The 15,472-nt window shown below is 61.2% G+C and carries 18 protein-coding genes; 9 read left to right on the top strand and 9 right to left on the bottom strand.

Annotation, left to right across the window (positions count from 1 at the left end; all coding sequences use genetic code 11):
• Window positions 1-9: 9 nt before the first annotated feature.
• Genes C0058_RS32225 through dksA form a run of 3 tightly spaced genes read right to left on the bottom strand, consistent with a single transcriptional unit; the run spans window position 10 to window position 2,291 of the window.
• The gene (locus C0058_RS32225) at window positions 10-654 is read right to left on the bottom strand and encodes a DUF1826 domain-containing protein (protein WP_102370191.1); all 645 of its coding nucleotides are present in this window, start codon (window positions 652-654) and stop codon (window positions 10-12) included.
• Window positions 654-1,859: a zinc metallochaperone GTPase ZigA gene (zigA, locus tag C0058_RS32230; RefSeq protein WP_102370192.1), complete on the bottom strand. Its 1,206-nt coding sequence runs from the start codon at window positions 1,857-1,859 to the stop codon at window positions 654-656. Before zigA ends, C0058_RS32225 begins: the two co-directional genes overlap by 1 nt.
• A 27-nt stretch (window positions 1,860-1,886) precedes the next feature.
• The gene (dksA, locus tag C0058_RS32235) at window positions 1,887-2,291 is read right to left on the bottom strand and encodes an RNA polymerase-binding protein DksA (protein ID WP_008439502.1); all 405 of its coding nucleotides are present in this window, start codon (window positions 2,289-2,291) and stop codon (window positions 1,887-1,889) included.
• A gap of 127 nt (window positions 2,292-2,418) precedes the next feature.
• Between dksA and C0058_RS32240 the strand changes: the two genes are divergently transcribed.
• The gene (locus C0058_RS32240; protein WP_003213476.1) at window positions 2,419-2,787 is read left to right on the top strand and encodes a hypothetical protein; all 369 of its coding nucleotides are present in this window, start codon (window positions 2,419-2,421) and stop codon (window positions 2,785-2,787) included.
• On the opposite strand, the gene C0058_RS32245 is transcribed toward C0058_RS32240, so the two are convergent.
• Window positions 2,784-4,007 (bottom strand): N-acetylmuramoyl-L-alanine amidase, encoded by a 1,224-nt coding sequence (locus tag C0058_RS32245; protein WP_003213478.1) that lies wholly within the window; start codon window positions 4,005-4,007, stop codon window positions 2,784-2,786. The genes C0058_RS32240 and C0058_RS32245 overlap by 4 nt on opposite strands.
• A gap of 128 nt (window positions 4,008-4,135) precedes the next feature.
• Between C0058_RS32245 and folE2 the strand changes: the two genes are divergently transcribed.
• Genes folE2 through C0058_RS32280 form a run of 7 tightly spaced genes read left to right on the top strand, consistent with a single transcriptional unit; the run spans window position 4,136 to window position 9,778 of the window.
• Complete coding sequence (gene folE2 / locus C0058_RS32250) at window positions 4,136-5,032, top strand: GTP cyclohydrolase FolE2 (RefSeq protein ID WP_087694588.1); 897 nt, start codon at window positions 4,136-4,138, stop codon at window positions 5,030-5,032.
• Window positions 5,029-5,697 (top strand): metal ABC transporter ATP-binding protein, encoded by a 669-nt coding sequence (locus C0058_RS32255; protein ID WP_008439505.1) that lies wholly within the window; start codon window positions 5,029-5,031, stop codon window positions 5,695-5,697. The genes folE2 and C0058_RS32255 overlap by 4 nt, the downstream gene beginning before the upstream one ends.
• Window positions 5,697-6,563 (top strand): metal ABC transporter permease, encoded by an 867-nt coding sequence (locus tag C0058_RS32260; protein WP_003213483.1) that lies wholly within the window; start codon window positions 5,697-5,699, stop codon window positions 6,561-6,563. Before C0058_RS32255 ends, C0058_RS32260 begins: the two co-directional genes overlap by 1 nt.
• A gap of 11 nt (window positions 6,564-6,574) precedes the next feature.
• Window positions 6,575-7,459 carry a metal ABC transporter substrate-binding protein gene (locus tag C0058_RS32265; RefSeq protein ID WP_003213485.1) on the top strand — a complete coding sequence of 295 codons (885 nt, stop codon included), beginning with the start codon at window positions 6,575-6,577 and terminating at the stop codon, window positions 7,457-7,459.
• Entirely contained in the window at window positions 7,456-7,881 is a 426-nt protein-coding gene (gene hisI, locus C0058_RS32270) for a phosphoribosyl-AMP cyclohydrolase (RefSeq protein WP_003213487.1), read from the top strand. Before C0058_RS32265 ends, hisI begins: the two co-directional genes overlap by 4 nt.
• Window positions 7,878-8,438 (top strand): DapH/DapD/GlmU-related protein, encoded by a 561-nt coding sequence (locus C0058_RS32275; RefSeq protein ID WP_087694587.1) that lies wholly within the window; start codon window positions 7,878-7,880, stop codon window positions 8,436-8,438. The genes hisI and C0058_RS32275 overlap by 4 nt, the downstream gene beginning before the upstream one ends.
• Window positions 8,439-8,440: 2 nt before the next feature.
• On the top strand, window positions 8,441-9,778 hold the full coding sequence (locus C0058_RS32280; protein ID WP_102370193.1) for a dihydroorotase: 1,338 nt from the start codon (window positions 8,441-8,443) through the stop codon (window positions 9,776-9,778).
• Between the two features lie 142 nt (window positions 9,779-9,920).
• Here the strand turns inward: C0058_RS32280 and C0058_RS32285 are convergent, their stop codons facing one another.
• Window positions 9,921-10,442, bottom strand: a complete 522-nt coding sequence (locus tag C0058_RS32285) for a DUF3617 domain-containing protein (protein WP_003213494.1) — start codon at window positions 10,440-10,442, stop codon at window positions 9,921-9,923.
• 130 nt (window positions 10,443-10,572) lie between these two features.
• Here C0058_RS32285 and cls point away from each other — a divergent pair, with 130 nt between their 5' ends.
• Window positions 10,573-12,012 carry a cardiolipin synthase gene (gene cls / locus C0058_RS32290; RefSeq protein WP_003213496.1) on the top strand — a complete coding sequence of 480 codons (1,440 nt, stop codon included), beginning with the start codon at window positions 10,573-10,575 and terminating at the stop codon, window positions 12,010-12,012.
• Between the two features lie 145 nt (window positions 12,013-12,157).
• Here the strand turns inward: cls and cfaB are convergent, their stop codons facing one another.
• The 4 genes from cfaB to C0058_RS32310 form a co-directional block, all read right to left on the bottom strand.
• Entirely contained in the window at window positions 12,158-13,342 is a 1,185-nt protein-coding gene (gene cfaB / locus C0058_RS32295) for a C17 cyclopropane fatty acid synthase CfaB (RefSeq protein ID WP_008439517.1), read from the bottom strand.
• Window positions 13,343-13,429: 87 nt separating this feature from the next.
• A complete protein-coding gene (locus C0058_RS32300; RefSeq protein WP_102370194.1) occupies window positions 13,430-14,215 on the bottom strand; it encodes a DNA-binding domain-containing protein in 786 nt (261 codons plus the stop codon).
• Window positions 14,206-15,051: a DUF692 domain-containing protein gene (locus tag C0058_RS32305; RefSeq protein WP_003213501.1), complete on the bottom strand. Its 846-nt coding sequence runs from the start codon at window positions 15,049-15,051 to the stop codon at window positions 14,206-14,208. Before C0058_RS32305 ends, C0058_RS32300 begins: the two co-directional genes overlap by 10 nt.
• A gap of 67 nt (window positions 15,052-15,118) precedes the next feature.
• Window positions 15,119-15,370: a hypothetical protein gene (locus tag C0058_RS32310; protein ID WP_102370195.1), complete on the bottom strand. Its 252-nt coding sequence runs from the start codon at window positions 15,368-15,370 to the stop codon at window positions 15,119-15,121.
• Window positions 15,371-15,472 lie beyond the last annotated feature (102 nt).

The following is a 15,472-nucleotide window of genomic DNA, read 5'->3' on the forward strand; positions in this document are numbered from 1 at the left end:
CCTACCCGGTTACGCCAACCAATCCAGCGTCAGAATCAACCGTCGTTGATCCGCTTGCAGCGGCGGCGAGCGGTGGATCAGGCCAAAGCCTTCGTTGCCGTGCCATTTTTCGCCCTTGAGCAACGCCACTTCACCGCAGTGGATTTGCTCAATGCATTCTTCCGGCTCAGCACTCGCCTGGCTCAGGTGCCGCCGCTCCATCACACCTTCGCGTAGCCATTGGCTGCCAATGCCGGCGTAGGTAGTGATCAGCCGCACCGGCACATGATCCACATGAAAACGCGGGCACATGGCCTTGTCCAATAGCCGCAAACGCACGCCGATACGCTTGGCTCCGAGCAAACAGGCAAAGGCGCTGACCAGCCACGACACATCGGCGATAAAGCCTTCGTAGCCTTCAAGGTCACGGCAACCCGATGCAAAGTCCTGCAGGTTTGGCTCGGCGTCTTCGCTGTTCAGTTCAACCACCAGCGACTCGGCCAATGGCTCATTGAGTGCCACCAGTAACGCGCCGAACTCGGCGATGTGCAGGGGCAACTGACGCTGCCACACCGCCAGGTTCACGCCGTCCTCAAGGATATCAGTGAGCACGGCCGGGGTTTCGCCGTGGGTCTGGCGAACCACCGGGCGCAGTTTCAGGGTCGGTGCCAGCATCAGGCAGCCTCTTCGAACCAAGGGCCAAAGGGATCGGCCAACAAGCGCCAGCCTTCGACACCCGTGGCCATTTCATCGTCGGTCAGCAAACAAGCGTCCAGCTCGGCGGTCATCTGGGCGAAGTCGATGTTCTGGCCGATAAACACCAGCTCCTGCCGGCAATCGCCGGTGCTCAGTTGCCAGTTTTTCATGATTGCGGCGATGCCTTCCTCGTCCTGGGGCCACTGGGTTTTCGGCACGAAACGCCACCAGCGCCCGGCAAACCCATGGCGCATCAGGCCGCCAGCCTGGGACCAGCTACCGGCGTCCTGGTGTTTGCTGGCCAGCCAGAAAAAGCCCTTGGAACGCAGCAGTTTTCCATTCACCCAAGGCCGGTCGATAAAGTCGAAAAACCGCTGCGGGTGGAACGGGCGGCGGGCGCGATAGGCGGTGGAGGCGATGCCGTACTCTTCGGTTTCCGGCAGGTGTTCGCCACGCAGTTCCTGCAACCAGCCCGGCGCCTGGGAAGCACGCTCGAAGTCGAAACGGCCGGTGTTGAGGATCTTCGCCAACGGCACTTCGCCCATGACCATCGGGATGATTTCAGCCTGGGAGTTCAAGCGCTCCAGGATCGCCATCAACTCCTCGCGCTCACTGCTGCTGATCAGGTCGATCTTGCTGATGAGGATCACATCCGCAAATTCGATCTGCTCGATCAGCAGGTCGGTGATCGAGCGTTCGTCCTCTTCACCGAGGGTTTCGCCCCGGGACGCCAGGCTTTCGGCAGCCTGGTAGTCGAGCAGGAAGTTCATGCCGTCGACCACGGTGACCATGGTGTCGAGCCGGGCAATGTCCGCCAGGCTCTGGCCTTCTTCATCGCGAAAGGTGAAGGTTTCCGCCACCGGCAACGGCTCGGAGATACCGGTGGACTCGATCAACAGGTAATCGAACCGACCTTCCTTGGCGAGCTTTCCGACTTCTTCCAGCAAGTCTTCGCGCAAGGTGCAGCAGATGCAGCCGTTGCTCATCTCCACCAGTTTTTCTTCGGCGCGATTGAGGGTGACGTCGCGCTGGACCTCACTGCCATCGATGTTGATTTCGCTCATGTCGTTGACGATCACCGCCACCCGCAGGTTTTCGCGGTTGCGCAGGATGTAGTTGAGCAGCGTGCTTTTGCCGGCGCCGAGGAATCCGGACAGCACAGTAACGGGGAGACGATTGGGCATCAGGTATTCCTCATCAGGGTTGGCCGGTCAAATCGCCCGTTGATGGCGTTCGCGCAGCTCTTCACGTTCTTTGGCTTCGATACACAGGGTGGCCGTGGGGCGCAGCAGCAGGCGCTTGAGGCCGATGGGTTCGCAGGTTTCACGGCACCAGCCGTATTCACCGCGGGCCAGGCGTTCCAGGGCTTCGTCGATCTTGTCCAACAGCTTTTTTTCGCGTTCCAGCAGGCGCAGTTGCCATTGGCGCTGTTCTTCGGCGCTGCCGACATCGGCGGGATCGCTGTTGGGCTCCTGTTCGCGCAGCACCATGAATTCAGCGTCGATACGCGCTTGCAGCTCGTTGCGCTGGGCCAGCAGCAGCTCGCGGAAGAAACCTTGCTGGGCTTCATTCATGTAGTCGGCGCAGGGTTGGTCGAGAAGGTCTTGTTCGGTCATCGGAGGTGGTTCACGGGTCAGGCTGTTTTTTAATGTTATAGTATAACAATGCAAATAAGCCAATCCCCCTTGCTCGTGACGACGAAGGGCGCAATGCTGGCAGCCGAATAACGCCCCGAGAGCCTCTATGAAATACCTGCTGTGTGCTGTGTTGCTGATGCTGGCGAGCCTGGCCAACGCCCAGGTGCCCAGCCTGCTGGCCAACTGCACCCGCAGCGCCAACCTGCTCGCGTGCGTCGACGCCCAGGGCAATGCCTACAGCGTCGCGACGGCAGGCAGCACTACGTATTTGCGGGGCTTTGAAGTGATCGGAAAACGCTATTGGGCACAGACCAGCAGCCGCTACGGGCAACTGACGTTCTTTACCGGGTTGGCTTCCGATGGTGAGGCGTGGGTGGGCTACACGCGGCGAGTGGGCTGGACCACCCTCAACCGGTTTTCCAGTTCCGGTGGTGCCAGCGCCAAGTTCACCTGTAGTCGAATCACCGGCTGTTAGACCTGGCCGGTTTTCTGTTCCTGAACCCAGGCCATGTAGCTGTTCATCGGCGGGTTCTTCTGGAAGTAGTTCTTCAACCCTTCAAATAAACCGTCTGCCACCGCCTGTTGATGGCGTGCGGTGACCAGTCGCTGGGCGTCCTGGGTGTTGGAGATAAACCCGGTTTCCACCAGGATCGACGGCACGTCCGGCGACTTGAGCACCGCAAAGCCGGCCTGTTCCACGCGTTTTTGATGCAGCGTGGTGATGCTTTGCAGGCTGCCCAGTACCGAGCTGCCCAGTTGCAGGCTGGAGGCGATGGTGGCGTTCATCGACATGTCGAGAATCACCCCGGCCAGCATCGGGTCCTTGTCCTTGAGATTGAGCAAGGTGGTGGCGCCCAACAGGTCGGCGCCGTTTTCCCGCTGCGCCATGAACCGTGCGGTGGCGGAGGTGGCGCCGCCTTCAGACAGCGCATAGACAGAGGCGCCGGACGCCGTAAGCCGTGGCGCGGCATCGGCGTGTACCGAGATAAACATGTCGGCTTTGTGCTGACGGGCGATGTCCACACGTTTACGCAGCGGCACGAAGAAGTCGTCGTTGCGCACCAGCTTCACATCGAAGCCCTTCTCGCGCTTCAGACGCTTGGCCAGCAATTGGGCGATGGACAGCACCACGTCTTTTTCGCGCTGGCCCTTTGAGCCAATCGCGCCGGGATCCTTGCCGCCGTGCCCAGGGTCGACCACCACGATGATGTCGCGTTTCGGATGAGCCCTGTCCACCGGCGCCGGCACGGGTGCAGCCAACGCGGCCGGTGCCGCAGCGATTTGCATAGGCGCATGAGTGGCGCTTGTCAGGTCCAGCACGAGGCGGTGGCCCTGGCCATCCTGCGGCGGCAGGAGAAAGCTGTTGAGCTGCATCGGCGCCTTCAAATCCAGCACGATCCGCGTATCGCCCTGCCCGAAATGCCCCGAGCGAATCGAGGTAATGCCGCTGTTGGTCAGGGCCAGTTGGCTGAAATCACCGGTCAGCTTCGCGCCGCTCAAATCGATGATCAACCGCTCCGGCGCGGTCAGGGTGAAGGTCTTGTATTGCACCGGGCCGCTGAGGTCCAGCACCAGCCGCAGCTTGTTATCCGACCGCCACAGCCGTGCATTGCGGATCTGCGCGGCAGACACGCCCAAGGGCAAGGTGAACACCGCACTGGCCAGCAGCAGGTTGAGGAGTTGACGTCTGTGCATGACTTACACCGCAAATAAAGGAGCTTCCGTACTCGACATGACTGAATAAAAGACAGAACAGAAAAACTTTCGTCGTTTCAATTGTAATAATATAACATGTCTTTTTATTTCCAACGATGGACCTGCTCATGAACGCGCTGACTCTGCCCGATATCGCCGCGCAGGCTTCACGCCAAGCCTCGCCGCTCGATTGGGTGGGCATGTGCGGCATTGCCCTGCCCATTCTGATCGACGGCCAAAGCCTTAGCGCCACGGCTGATGCCGGCGTCAGCCTGGACGACGGCGAGGCCCGTGGCATTCATATGTCACGGCTTTACCTGGCGCTGGAAATGCTTGAACAGCAGCCGCTTACGCCAGCACTGCTGCGCAGTGTATTGCAACGTTTTCTCGACAGTCATGAAGGTTTATCCACAAATGCCTACCTGCGAATTCATGCAGGTCTGCTGCTGAAACGTCCGGCGCTGGTCAGCCCGTTGGCCGGCTGGAAAAGCTACCCGGTGAGCATCGAGGCGCGCCTGGAAAACCAGATGTTCCACGTGGAACTAAAAATTGACGTTACTTACTCTTCAACCTGCCCTTGCTCCGCTGCCCTCGCCAGGCAATTGATTCAGCAGCAATTTATCGAGGACTTTGCCGGCACACCGCTGCAGCACGAAGACGTACTGACCTGGCTCGGCAGTGCAAACGGCATCGTCGCCACGCCCCACAGCCAGCGCAGCAGCGCGCTGTTGCAGGTCCGGCTTCAGGACGATCAGCCAACACTGCCGCTGACCCAGTTGATCGACGAAACCGAAGCCGCCCTCGGCACTGCCGTGCAGACCGCCGTAAAGCGTGCAGACGAACAAGCCTTCGCCCTGGCCAACGGGCAGAACCTGATGTTCTGCGAAGACGCCGCCCGCCGCCTGAACCTCGCCTTGAAACGCTCGGATGCGGTCAATGCCTTCCACTTGAAAGTGATCCACGCCGAAAGCCTTCACGCGCACGATGCCGTGGCCGAAAGCCGCTGGACGAGACCTTCCGAATGATCACCTGCACCGCTTTGCGCTGGGGCGCCCCCGGCCAACCACTGACCCCCGCCGTGGATTTCACCCTGGAAAAAGGCAGCCTTACCGGCATCATCGGCGCCAACGGCACCGGCAAAAGCAGCCTGTTGAAAGTTATCGCCGGATTGCAGAAGCCACTGGCGGGGAAAGTGACGATCGATGTTCCACGCCGAGGTGGCCTGTCGTTTTTGCCCCAGCAACAGAACCTCGATCGCCAGTTTCCTATCAGCCTTGAAGAATTGGTGGCCGCCGGTTTTTGGGGCAGCAGGCAAACCCCGCAACAACGTACCGAACGCCTGAGCGCCGTGCTCGAAGACTGGTGCCTCAGCGGCCTGGAGCATCGGCCGTTGATGGCCTTGTCGGGCGGCGAACTGCAACGCGCCCTGCTCGCCCGCATGAGCCTGGCCGAGTCGCCGATATTGCTCCTGGACGAACCCCACGCCGCCCTCGACGAAGACGGCCAGGCGCTGTGCTGGAAACACATCCACGCCTGGCACGACGCAGGTCGCACGGTGGTCGTGGTGTGCCATGACCTCGGCTCCGTACGCCAACACACCCAGCAAGTGGTGCAGATCAAAAGCAGTGGCTGCGTGTTCGGCTCCAGCAAAGAACTGATCCGCCCGCAGCCGCAAATGCAGGTGGCCTGATGCACTTCGCCGCCCACCTGTGGATGCCGTTTCTCGATTTCGTTTTCATGCGCCGCGCGCTCGTCGGCGGTCTGGTATTGGCATGCAGCACGGCGCCGCTTGGGGTGTTCCTGATCCTGCGCCGCATGAGCCTGATCGGTGACGCGGTGTCCCACGGCATCCTGCCCGGCGCCGCACTGGGCTTCTGGTTTGCCGGCCTGAGTTTGCCCGCGCTGACCATCGGCGGCCTGGGCGCCGGCCTGAGCATGGCCGGCCTCGCCGCCTGGATCACCCGTCGCACCGGGCTGAAGGAAGACGCCAGCCTCGCCGCCATCTACCCGATCTCCCTGGCCAGCGGCGTGCTGATCCTCGGCCTCGCCGGAAAACGCCTGGACCTGCTGCACCTGCTGTTCGGCTCGGCCCTGGCGGTAGACGGCCCGACCCTCACCGGCATGCTCTGGGTCTCGGGCTTCAGCCTGATCGCCATGGTGGTGATCTACAAACCGCTGCTGCTGGACACCCTCGACCCGCTGTTCCTGCAAACCGTCAGCCGCCTCGGCCCGCTGGCCCACGGCCTGTTCCTGACGCTGGTGGTGCTGAACCTGGTGATCGGTTTCCAGGCCATCGGCGCGTTGATGGTGGTCGGCCTGATGATGTTGCCGGCGATTGCTTCACGTTTCTGGAGCCGGCGCCTGCCGGTATTGATCGCCATATCAGCGGTGCTGGGATGCCTGTCGGTATGGCTTGGCTTGTTGCTGTCGTTCTACTACTCGCTGCCCAGCGGCCCGGCAATTGTGCTGGTGGCTGGCGGCTGGTACCTGCTGTCCGTGGTCTTCGGTCCGGTGCACGGCTTGCTGCGCCGCCCGCCTTTGCTTACATCCCAATGAGGTGTTTCCCGATGCGCGCTCTACTCGTGCTGTTCAGTGTGTTGCTGCCGCTGTCGTTCGCGACGGCCCAGGCTGCCGACAAGCTTCAGGTGGTTACCAGCTTCAGTATTCTTGACGACATGACCCACCAGGTCGGTGGCGATCATATCCAGATCAGCAACATGGTCGGCCCCGACGCCGACGCCCACACCTACGAACCAACACCAGACGATGCCAAGGCCCTGCTCAAGGCCAAGGTGATCATCAAGAACGGCCTGGGCTTCGAGCCGTGGCTGGATCGCCTGGTCACCAGCACCGAGACCAAGGCCACTGTGGTCACTGCGAGCAAAGGCGTGCTCTCCCACACCATGGAAGAGGACGGCGAAACCATCCCCGACCCGCACGCCTGGCACAACCTGGCCAACACCGTTATCTACGTGAACAACATCACCAAGGCGCTGATCGCTGCCGACCCGGCCAACAAGGCCGACTACGAGCACAACAGCCAGGTGTACCTGAAAGAAATCTACCGCCTGCTGGCTGAAGCCAAGGCCAAGTTTGGCGCGCTGCCACCGGGTAACCGTCGCATCGTCACCTCTCATGACGCCTTCGGCTACCTGGGCCAGGCCTACGGTATCGAGTTCCTGTCGCCTCAAGGTTTGTCCACCGAACGTGAACCGTCGGCCGCCGAAGTCGCCACGCTGATCACCCAGATCCGCAAGGACAAGGTCAAGGCCGTGTTCATGGAAAACATCAAGGACTCGCGTCTGCTCCAGCAGATCGCTGATGAGAGCGGCGCGCAGATCGGCGGCACGCTGTACTCGGACGCCCTGGCTGCAGAAGGTCCGGCCAGCACCTTTACCGGCCTGTTCGAATACAACCTCAACACCCTGTGCGCGGCCCTGAGCAAGCCATGAGCCTGAGCATGCTTGACCTGGAAGAGGCTGCCATCGGCAGCCGCTTTCCACTCGATAGCGTGCTCGACGCCCTGCCGTGGAACAGCGATGGACTGATTGCCGCCATCGCCCAGCAACACGGCAGCGGCGAAGTGTTGATGCTGGCCTGGATGAACCGCCAGGCCCTCGACGAAACCCTGGCCACCAGGCACGTCTGCTACTGGTCCCGCTCGCGCCAGCAACTGTGGCGCAAGGGCGAAACCTCGGGCCACTGGCAACTGCTGGTGGAGGCCCGCCTGGATTGCGACGGCGACGCGGTATTGCTGATCGTCGACCAGCAAGGCCCGGCCTGCCACACCGGCCGGCCCACCTGTTTCTACAACGCCATCGACGGCCATCACGTAAACATCATCACCGCGCCTCTCAAGGAACCTGACCCATGATCCGCAAGAACCCTTCCGGCGATCTGCCCGTGATTGCCGAATCGGCCTACGTCGACAAAACCGCAATCATCTGCGGCAAGGTGATCATCGGCGAAAACGTATTTGTCGGCCCTTACGCGGTGATCCGCGCCGACGAAGTCGACGCCAACGGTGACATGGACCCGATCACCATCGGTGCCAATTCGAATATCCAGGACGGCGTGGTGATCCACTCCAAATCCGGCGCCGCCGTAACCATCGGCGAGTTCACCTCCATCGCCCACCGCTCCATCGTCCACGGGCCCTGCACCGTTGGTGACCGGGTGTTCATCGGCTTCAACAGCGTGCTGTTCAATTGCGTCGTCGGCGATGGCTGCGTGGTGCGGCACAATTCTGTAGTCGACGGCCGCGATTTGCCCGACGCGTTCTACGTGCCCTCCACCACCCGCATCGGCCCCAACACCGACCTGTCCCAGTTTCCGCCGGTGAGTGTCAGCGCTTCGGAGTTTTCCGAAGACGTGGCACGCACCAACGTCGACCTGGTGCTGGGTTACAAAGCCCTGCAAAACGAGTTCTGACCATGAGCCGCCTGCTGATCCGCAACGCCCGCCTGGTGAACGAAGGCGAGGAATTCGAGGCTGACCTGCTGGTCGCCAATGGCCGTATCGAGAAGATCGCCGGCAGCATCGACAACGCCAACGCCACCGTGGAAATCGACGCCCAAGGCCAGTGGCTGCTGCCGGGAATGATCGACGACCAGGTGCACTTCCGAGAGCCCGGCGCGCCGGACAAAGGCAGCTTCTACAGCGAGTCCCGCGCGGCGGTGGCGGGTGGAATCACCAGTTTCATGGACATGCCCAACACCAACCCGGCGACCCTGAACCTGGAAGCCCTGGCCGACAAGAAGCGCCGCGCGGCGCTGCATTCGGTGGCCAACTATGGCTTTCACTTCGGAGTGAGCAACGACAACCTCGACACCGTCGCCGCGCTGGACCCGCGGGAAGTCGCCGGGGTCAAAGTGTTCATGGGTGCGTCTACCGGCAATATGCTGGTGGATGATCCGAAGATCCTCGAGCGTCTGTTCGCCGAGGTGCCGACCATTCTCCTGGCCCACTGCGAGCACACCCCCAGCATCCTGGCCCGCGAGCAAAGGATGCGCGAGCGTTTCGGTGAGCACATTCCTGCCGTAGCACACCCGCTGATCCGCGATGCCGAGGCCTGCTATCGCTCCTCGTCCCTGGCGGTGGAACTGGCCAAGCGGCACGGCACGCGCCTGCATGTGCTGCACATCACCAGCGCACGGGAGTTGGTGCTGTTCGAAGACAAACCCCTGGCGCAAAAACGCATCACGGCGGAAGTCTGCCTGCATCACCTCTTGTTCGATGACCGCGACTACGCCCGCCTCGGCCACCAGATCAAATGCAACCCGGCGATCAAGACACGCGCCGACCGCAACGCCTTGCGCCTGGCATTGTTGAGTGATCGTCTGGATGTAATTGGCAGTGACCATGCGCCGCACACCTGGGCGCAAAAACAACTGCCCTATCGCGAAGCGCCGTCAGGCTTGCCGCTGGTGCAACACGCCCTGCCGGCGCTGCTGGAGTTGGTCGCCGACGGCCTGCTGCCGCTGACCACGCTGGTGGCGAAAACCAGCCATCGGGTCGCGGACCTGTTTGCGATCCCCGACCGTGGCTACCTGCGCGAAGGCTATTGGGCCGACCTGGTGCTGATCCAACCCGAGCCTCACGGCAAACCCGTCAGCAGCCAGCCGATCCTGGCCCGTTGCGGCTGGACGCCCTTTGCCGGGCGCAGCTTCCGGCACAGCGTCAGCACCACGCTTGTGTCCGGCCACCTGGCCTGGCACGACGGGCGCGTGCACGACAGTTGCCAGGGGCTGCCGCTGCATTTTCAGCGCTGAAGAGACTCTGTACCTGGCAATCCAATCAAATGTGGGAGCGGGCTTGCTCGCGAATGCGGTGGGTCAGCCAATACACCTGTGACTGATTCACCGCATTCGCGAGCAAGCCCGCTCCCACATTTTGATCGGGGTATGTCTTAGGTTAAGCGCGGGGTTTGACCGTGCCGCAGTTGCTGCCCAACCACTGCGCATGGGTGTCCAGGCTGCCCTTCTGCTGTACGCCGGTGGCGTTGAAGGTACCGTTAACCGTAGTGGTGAATTCCTGCTGACTCTGGAACGTCGCCACGCCAGTGCCCTGGGCTTTCGGGCAACTGAAGCGGAATTTCCATTGGTTGCCGGTCTTGTCCGTCACTTCCTGCTTGCAGCCCGATTGCGGGTCGGTCAGCGGGATGGAATCGGACGCCACCTGGGCCGGGGTCAGGCACACCTGTACGCCTTTGCCGGCCATGGTGATGCCTTGCTTCTCAAGCATCGCGCGTTGTTCCGGGGTCATCTGTTGCTTGAGCTGACCGAGGATCAGCGACAAGTCCGGCAGGTCCTGGTTATCGACCTTCATGTTGCTGGTGGTCAACTCCCACAAGCCCGGCGCCAACATCTGCGCTTGCGCCGCCACAGGCAGCGTCAAACCAACAACCATGGCCAAACCAAGCAGACGAGCATTCATCGGGTAACTCCTGGGCAATTGTCGGCGTTAGACGCCGCAAAAGCGCCAGTGTTGCACAGCAAATAAAATAGCGACATTCGTGGCCGAACATGGTCTGTTAGGCACTTGTTCGTCAGGAGTACCGTTGTCCATGGATTTCTTTGGCCCGCACCTGCTCGCCTATTTCATTGCCACCCTGCATTTTCTGGGCACCCTCGCCGCCATCCATGCGGTGCTGACCGTCAGGACCGCCCAAGGCTCGATTGCCTGGGCATTGTCGCTGATGTTCATCCCCTACCTGACGCTGATTCCCTACCTGATCTTTGGCCGGAGCACCTTCGACGCCTACATTCAGGCGCGGCGCCAGGCCAACCAGGAAATGCACAAGGCGATCACCGAGCTGAACTGGCGCCCATGGGTTGAAGAGGCATTGGCCGCGCGCAACTCCCAGGCCTACGCTTCGCTACGGGCCATGCCCAAGCTGGGGCGCATGCCGTGCCTGGCGAATAATCAGGTGCGTTTGCTGATCAATGGCGAGGCTACGTTCAGCGCGATTTTCGAGGCGATTCGCTCGGCAAAGACCGCTGTGCTGTTCCAGTTCTTCATCATTCATGACGACGAACTTGGCCGCCAACTGCACACCTTGCTCAAGGAAAAAGCCGCCGAAGGCGTAGCCATTTTCGTGCTGTACGACCGTATCGGCAGCCATGCCCTGCCCCATCGTTATGTGCAGTCGCTGCGAGACGCCGGGGTGCAGGTCAAGGCCTTCGCCACGCGCAGCGGCTGGCTCAACCGCTTCCAGGTCAACTTCCGCAACCACCGCAAGATCGTGGTGGTGGATGGCATTACCGGGTTCGTCGGTGGGCATAACGTCGGCGATGAGTACCTGGGCAAGAAACCGCCGCTGGCGCCGTGGCGTGACACCCATGTGCAAGTCAGCGGCCCGGTGGTGGCGTGCTTGCAGGAGTCGTTTGCCGAAGACTGGTTCTGGGCCTCGCGTGAGTTGCCGCCGCTGCTGCTGCCGGATACCTACCCGGACGACGGCGTACTCTGCCAATTACTGGCCAGCGGCCCGGCGGACCCCTATGAAACCTGCTCGCTGTTTTTCGTCGAGGCCATTCATGCGGCCACCGAGCGGGTGTGGATCACCAGCCCGTATTTCATTCCCGATGAGGCGGTGTTTGCGGCTTTGAGGTTGGCGGTATTGCGCGGTGTCGACGTGCGCCTGCTGCTGCCGTCACGGCCGGATCACCGCATCGTCTACGCCGCTTCCAGCCTGTATGCGATCGAAGCCGTGCGCGCCGGGGTGCGGGTATTCCGCTATACGCCAGGGTTCCTGCATCAGAAAGTGGTGTTGGTCGACCGTGAAATCAGCGCCATCGGCAGTGCGAACCTGGATAACCGCTCGTTCCGGCTGAATTTCGAAGTGATGTTGCTGACGGTAGATGACACTTTCGCCAGCCAGGTGGAGCACATGCTGCTGGAAGACTTCGCCCTGGCCCATGAAATCAGCCAGGAAGAAAACCGCCAGACCCACCGCCTGCAACAATTGGGCATGCGGATCGCGCGGCTGATTTCTCCAATTTTGTAAGGCTTGCACCGAACCCAATGTGGGAGCGGGCTTGCTCGCGAAAGCGGAGTGTCAGTCACTGAACGTGTTTCTGATACAACGCCTTCGCGAGCAAGCCCGCTCCCACACAAGCCCGCTCCCACATTCAGATCACCGGTACCATTGCTTACTGGTACAGGTCATCCCGCGTCCACGGCAGCTCATGGCTACCATCGGCATGGGGTTTCACCGCCAGAATCTGATGCAGGTTGATCCAGCCCCGGGCAAACGCATACGCACAGCCGGCCAGGTACAGGCGCCAGATGCGCAAGGCTTGTTCCGGCACCATCTTGCCTGCCGCTTCCAGGTTGTCTTCGAGGCGCTCGCTCCAGTGATCCAGCGTGCGCGCGTAATGCAGGCGCAGGCTTTCGACGTCGACTACTTCCAGGCCCACGTCGCTGATCTCTGCGGTCATCATCGACAGATGCGGCAACTCGCCGTTGGGGAACACATAACGCTCGATAAAATCCCCGGCGCCACGGCCCACGGGCCGGCCATCAATGTGCTTGGCGGTAATCCCGTGGTTCATCACCAGGCCGCCCTCACGCACCGCGCCGTAGAGAATCTTGCAGTACTCCGCCAGGTTGGCGTGGCCAACGTGTTCAAACATCCCCACGCTCACCACCTTGTCGAACCGGCCATCCTGGGGCAAGTCGCGGTAGTCGAGCAGCGTCAGCTCTACCTGGTCTTCCAGGCCTTCGGCCTTCACCCGCTCCTGGGCCAGCGCCAGCTGTTCCTTGCTCAGGGTGATACCGAACACCTTGACCCCGAATTCCCGCGCGGCATACCGCGCCAGCCCACCCCAACCGCAGCCCACGTCGAGCAAATACTCCCCCGGCTGCAGCCGCAATTTGCGGCACAGGTGGCGGAATTTGTCTTGTTGGGCTTGATCAAGGGATTCGCTGCCGGTTTCGAAATACCCACAGGAATAGGCCATGTCGCGGTCCAGCCACAGCTGGTAGAACTCGTTGGACAGGTCGTAATGGTAGGAAATAGCCGCTGCGTCGGTGGCCTTGTCGTGGATCGAACGCACCGGACGACTCCCCTCGTCGTCATCAACCAGGGCATGACTCAACTCGTCAACGACCCTGATCACTTCGGAAATGGAGCCTTCCAGCTCCAGTTTGCCCTCGACGAAAGCTTCGCCCAGTGAGTCGAGCGTCGGATGGCTGAGCTTTGAAACCATCATGGGGTCCTTGACCACAATGGTGACGCTGGGATCCGGGCCCAGGTTGAATTCATGGCCGTCCCAGAGTCGAAGACGCAGCGGTAGCTTGAGATTCTGTAAGGCCGGTGGAAGTTGCGCGAGCATGAGTAGTCCCCCCTTGTTTCAGACGTCTGAAATGAGGGTAGACCATCCACGGAAAAATTAGCAGGCTATCGAAACAATAGCGCCTTTCTATGGTGCCCGCCGCTGGAGCAAACCCTCCTGGACCCACTGTTTCAGCCAGGTAACCGCTTGCAATGGCGCGCCCTCCTGGTAAGTGACTGCCAACTCGGCACACAGTTCGGAAAAACTCCAACCGTTGGCGACCATGCCTGTCAGCGCGCTGGCTTGCGCCGGTTCAACGCTGCGGTATTGGCAGACATTCTGATGGCGCCAGACCAGGCACACCTGCGCCAATGGCAGGGCTTCGCTGCCGGGAAAGTCCCACTCGCCCTTGCTCGCACGCCAGATGCCCAGGCTGTTGAAATCACACAGCACCTGCTGCACCGAGGGCACGAACTGCACCTGCAGCCCTGGCCAGTCTTCGGGCGGCAGCGTTGCCATGTCTTGCAGGGCCAACGGCTCGCCCTGCGGTGCATCAAAGGCCAGGGTGAATGCCCATTCGAGCCGCGCCAGCTCGGCAGGCGCCAAACCTTGCTCGCCATAATGCTCAACGATAAACCCGGGGAACCGCTCGCCAAACCAGCGCAGGCTGTAATGGGCCGAGGGATAACGGCAGATATAGGCCGAACCCAACGCTGCAAACTCCTCGTCCCCCAGCCAATACCAGACGGCGCTGAAGTCATCGCGCAGCACTTCCTGCAACCGGGCGTGATAGGCGTTGTGGTAAATCGCCAGGCCCGTCTCGACATCCAGGGTCGGGCCGCCGATCAAGGTGGCGCTGAAGCTGTTGCTGGCAGTGGAAGACTCGGCCAGCAAATGCCGCTCAAAGGCCAATTGCCAATCGATCAGGCGCATAACGCTCTCCTGTCCAGCGCGCTCGCGCCCAGTTCGCGGGCCTTGTTCAACTCGTCGAGCAGCTCCTGGAAAGGCGGGAAATGGTCATCGCGTTCGAGCAAGGTCGAGACTGGCCCAAGGTGCTCCAGGGTCCGCTGGTACAGCGCCCACACCGGATCGCATACCGGATGGTCATGGGTGTCGATCACGTAGTCGCCGTAATCCATATGCCCGGCCAGGTGCAGTTGGCGGATGCTTTCGGGCGGCAGGTTGCGGATAAATTCCCAGGCGTCGAACCCGTGATTGCGCGAGCTGACGTAGACGTTATTCACGTCCAGCAGCAACTGGCAGCCGGTGAGATGGGTCAGGGCGTTGAGAAATTCCCATTCGGTAAACTCATCCGCCTTGGAGCGCACGTAGCTGGAGACGTTTTCCAGCACGAACGGGCGCTGCAACACATCCTGCACCTGCCGTACGCGAGCGGCGACGTGGTACAGGCTTTCTTCGGTGTAGGGCAGCGGCAGCAAGTCATGCAACTGGTGCGCGTTGCCACGGCTCCAGCACAGGTGATCGGAAATCCACGCCGGCCGGATGCGCTCGGAGAGCTGCTTGAGTTGTTTCAGGTAATCGGTATCGAGGGCATGGGGCCCGCCGATAGACAGGGACACGCCATGCATCACCAGGGGATAACGCTCGGCTATCGCATCCAGGTAGTACAAGGCCTTGCCGCCCTGCACCAGATAATTCTCGGAGATCACTTCGAACCAATCCACGGCCGGCGATTGTTCAAGGATCTGCTGGTAGTACTCGCTGCGTAGACCCAGGCCGTAACCCAGACTCGGAAGGGAAGCGGACATAAAAACACTCCTGGGGAAAGTGTCCGCAGCGGAGGGGGTGCCCGCTGCGGTTGCACTCGGTTGTCGGTTACTCGCCGACTTTGCCGCCTTTCTGGTCGCACATCGCCTTGCTCATCGACAGGAAGCCGTGACCTTTGCAAACACCCTGGCCTTTGCAGGCGTTCTCTGCGGTCTTGCAGTCGTTCTGGCCTTTGCAGGCGTTGACGCCATAGCAATGAACCGGCGCGTCAGCGGCTTGTACCTGGGTGGCAACACCGGCGAACATGCCAGCAGCGGCGATAGCAAGGGCGGCACCGGAAACGGCGTTTTTGAAGTTCATTTTGTATTCCTCATGATCGGTAGTGGAGCCGGTCTGAACGGATTGTTCAGTCTCGACATAGCACTAGAGTGAGGTCCCCCCATGGCGTTACAGCACGACTGA

The sequence above is a fragment of the Pseudomonas sp. NC02 genome, assembly GCF_002874965.1.
Classification (GTDB): domain Bacteria; phylum Pseudomonadota; class Gammaproteobacteria; order Pseudomonadales; family Pseudomonadaceae; genus Aquipseudomonas.

Excerpts from the sequence above, each read along its gene's own strand:
- C0058_RS32225 (WP_102370191.1), bottom strand. The coding sequence starts at position 654 with ATGCTGGCACCGACCCTGAAACTGCGCCCGGTGGTTCGCCAGACCCAC.
- zigA (WP_102370192.1), bottom strand. The coding sequence starts at position 1,859 with ATGCCCAATCGTCTCCCCGTTACTGTGCTGTCCGGATTCCTCGGCGCC.
- dksA (WP_008439502.1), bottom strand. The coding sequence starts at position 2,291 with ATGACCGAACAAGACCTTCTCGACCAACCCTGCGCCGACTACATGAAT.
- C0058_RS32240 (WP_003213476.1), top strand. The coding sequence starts at position 2,419 with ATGAAATACCTGCTGTGTGCTGTGTTGCTGATGCTGGCGAGCCTGGCC.
- C0058_RS32245 (WP_003213478.1), bottom strand. The coding sequence starts at position 4,007 with ATGCACAGACGTCAACTCCTCAACCTGCTGCTGGCCAGTGCGGTGTTC.
- folE2 (WP_087694588.1), top strand. The coding sequence starts at position 4,136 with ATGAACGCGCTGACTCTGCCCGATATCGCCGCGCAGGCTTCACGCCAA.
- C0058_RS32255 (WP_008439505.1), top strand. The coding sequence starts at position 5,029 with ATGATCACCTGCACCGCTTTGCGCTGGGGCGCCCCCGGCCAACCACTG.
- C0058_RS32260 (WP_003213483.1), top strand. The coding sequence starts at position 5,697 with ATGCACTTCGCCGCCCACCTGTGGATGCCGTTTCTCGATTTCGTTTTC.
- C0058_RS32265 (WP_003213485.1), top strand. The coding sequence starts at position 6,575 with ATGCGCGCTCTACTCGTGCTGTTCAGTGTGTTGCTGCCGCTGTCGTTC.
- hisI (WP_003213487.1), top strand. The coding sequence starts at position 7,456 with ATGAGCCTGAGCATGCTTGACCTGGAAGAGGCTGCCATCGGCAGCCGC.
- C0058_RS32275 (WP_087694587.1), top strand. The coding sequence starts at position 7,878 with ATGATCCGCAAGAACCCTTCCGGCGATCTGCCCGTGATTGCCGAATCG.
- C0058_RS32280 (WP_102370193.1), top strand. The coding sequence starts at position 8,441 with ATGAGCCGCCTGCTGATCCGCAACGCCCGCCTGGTGAACGAAGGCGAG.
- C0058_RS32285 (WP_003213494.1), bottom strand. The coding sequence starts at position 10,442 with ATGAATGCTCGTCTGCTTGGTTTGGCCATGGTTGTTGGTTTGACGCTG.
- cls (WP_003213496.1), top strand. The coding sequence starts at position 10,573 with ATGGATTTCTTTGGCCCGCACCTGCTCGCCTATTTCATTGCCACCCTG.
- cfaB (WP_008439517.1), bottom strand. The coding sequence starts at position 13,342 with ATGCTCGCGCAACTTCCACCGGCCTTACAGAATCTCAAGCTACCGCTG.
- C0058_RS32300 (WP_102370194.1), bottom strand. The coding sequence starts at position 14,215 with ATGCGCCTGATCGATTGGCAATTGGCCTTTGAGCGGCATTTGCTGGCC.
- C0058_RS32305 (WP_003213501.1), bottom strand. The coding sequence starts at position 15,051 with ATGTCCGCTTCCCTTCCGAGTCTGGGTTACGGCCTGGGTCTACGCAGC.
- C0058_RS32310 (WP_102370195.1), bottom strand. The coding sequence starts at position 15,370 with ATGAACTTCAAAAACGCCGTTTCCGGTGCCGCCCTTGCTATCGCCGCT.